Source organism: Halopseudomonas sp. Lyrl_26 (genome assembly GCF_051948695.1).
GTDB lineage: Bacteria > Pseudomonadota > Gammaproteobacteria > Pseudomonadales > Pseudomonadaceae > Halopseudomonas > Halopseudomonas formosensis.
Window position 1 is genome coordinate 1 of the sequence record NZ_JAYJLH010000031.1, and the last position, 2,169, is coordinate 2,169.

Here is a 2,169-nt window from a genome sequence, read left to right on the forward strand (position 1 = left end):
AAGCCGTACGGTCTTGCCCGCCAACTCATCGCGCCCCAGCACTGCACCAACCGAACGACGCTTGGCAAAATCCGGATCGAGTTGCCAGTGCTCATCAGGCTCGGAGCAACTGAGCTGCTTGCTTATCTGTCCTGCCCAAGCTCTGGCCTTGCTCAGTTGAAACAACCAGGTGCAGTAACCACGGACCGTCAGAGTACCGTCGCTGTCGAACGGTGGCGCCTGCTCCGGACGGCTATCGACAATCCCAAGACCGCCGTGACTACGGTGATGCTGCCAGCTTTGCTCTCCATAGCGCCCTCTGATCAACAAGGCGACTTGCCGCAGCGTCCCGTTACACAACCCGATGTGGTAGGTCAGCGGAATATCCATGCTGAAGTCTGCGGGATGATCATGGTACGGGGTCGTGTACTGGGTAATGAGTTCGCGGGTTACCTCTTGCCCCTGACCGATGCTGTATACCTGGCAGCGCTCGGGGTTGTCCGGCGAGAAGTAGGCGGTCGCCTGAATCGAGAAATGCGCAGGCAACTCCCCTGTCAGGGTAAAGCGTTCACGGCCTTCCCTCTCGGTCAGGGACAGCACGCCTTCCTTGGCCAGTGAGCCGGTCAGGGTGCAGCCCCCCAGAAACGCCAGTGAGAGCGGGAGAATCAGTTTTCTTATCATGATGTATGCCGTAGCAGGTCAACGACAGCCTGTCGGCAGCGTTGATAATGTTGGTCGGGTGTCTCCCCTTCTCTGGCGGTCCAGAAACTGGACTGAGCCAGATCAGGGTCAAGCTGGTAAGTCAGCAGAAATTCCAGTTGCTCGCTTTGTCCCCAGCCCCATTCGCTCGCGGTCTCCAGCTGACCGTCCAGCCACTCCATAAGCGGCCTGGCACTTGCCAGGCGAGTCGTTGCCTGAGGATGCTGCGCCCACAGCCAATCGCATGCGTTCTTACGCTGTATGTTCCTGGCAACCTCCGGCGGCTCGGGCACATCCAGCCATGGTTGCCCCTGCGCTGCGACATGATGCGCGGGAGCTGCGTTCTCCGTTATCAGCCAGGCATCACCGGCCCAGCATAAAGCGGAATCAAGCGGCCCCAACAGCAGCGGAATCTGCGTGACTGACAGGGCGGAAAGGTGATGGGCGATCACCCGGTTATCCTGAAAACGGTAAAGCGCCTTGCCAGACGGTCCTTCAATCAACAAGCGCTCACGCCAATGACGAGCAAGGTCCACCAACGACAGTTGGGAGGCGCTGGCCAGCCATCCCCAGTTACGCTCCGGCGCTTCCCACAAATGGGATAACGCAATGGATTGCTGCGCAGGCATTTTTATCAACCAGGGCCCGATATCAGCCAGCTCATCCCATTCGGTCCCGCTGTAGAGGTTGATGTACTCATCCATGACATCCGCATGAAACAGCTCAGGGATCGGATCGGGTTCTGCGAGCCGGTCGACTATCAGAAACAGGTCCCGCCCAGCATCTTGTTGCTCAGCGAACCAGTTAACAGCGGGTTCAGCGATTCGTGTCAGAGCGGACATGCGCCCTCCATGCAGGCTTCACACACCGGGCAACGGCTGGCACCCAGTGAGCGTGCCATGCGTGCCAGGTCAAGCTGGGCCGCGGCCAATCCTGCCGTTGTGTTTTCGGCAGACGGTGCTGCCAACTGTCGGCCGGTCAGCGCCCCGTCAGCCATGATCGCCGCCTCGGGCAGGAGAACATGAGCGCCGCTGCCTTTCCCCGGACTCCCTCCTGCGTTCTGGCGGATAGTCGGTCCCACGACCGTCACCCCAGCCGGCGTGATGCGGATAAAGCTGCCTCCTGCGCTGAGTGTCAGCTCGCTATCCGCTTCGATCACCATTTTCTGCCCGGCCTTCAGATGTATCTCGCGGCCAGCTTTGGTCAGCTGGGCGACGCCTGCCTGAAGATGCTGGCTCCCGCCGATGGTCAGGTGGTCGTCGGCCCTGATCTCGGTCTTGCGGTCGGCGTGGGTGGTGTGGTGCTCTTCGGCCAGGTTCTCGGTGTAGCGGTTGGCTTCGATGCGTTCGTGGCGTTCGTTGCCGACACGGATTTTCTGGTCGTGCTGGATGTTCTGATCCCAGTCGCGCTGGGCGTGGATGAAGATCTGCTCCTCCCCGGCGCGGTCCTCGATGCGCAGTTCGTTGAAGCCGTTGCCGCCGGGGCTGCTCT

Annotated in this window: 3 protein-coding genes; all 3 read right to left on the reverse strand. The window is 60.6% G+C overall.

Translation table 11 applies throughout. The features are described from left to right. On the reverse strand, positions 1-660 hold a 660-nt coding region (locus VF673_RS14955), incomplete at its 3' end, for a hypothetical protein (protein ID WP_440292516.1). After that, positions 657-1,520 carry a DUF4123 domain-containing protein gene (locus tag VF673_RS14960; protein ID WP_440292517.1) on the reverse strand — a complete coding sequence of 288 codons (864 nt, stop codon included), beginning with the start codon at positions 1,518-1,520 and terminating at the stop codon, positions 657-659. The genes VF673_RS14960 and VF673_RS14955, both read right to left, overlap by 4 nt. Continuing rightward, the coding region (locus tag VF673_RS14965; RefSeq protein WP_440292518.1) for a bacteriophage T4 gp5 trimerisation domain-containing protein at positions 1,508-2,169 on the reverse strand (662 nt) is incomplete at its 5' end. The genes VF673_RS14960 and VF673_RS14965, both read right to left, overlap by 13 nt.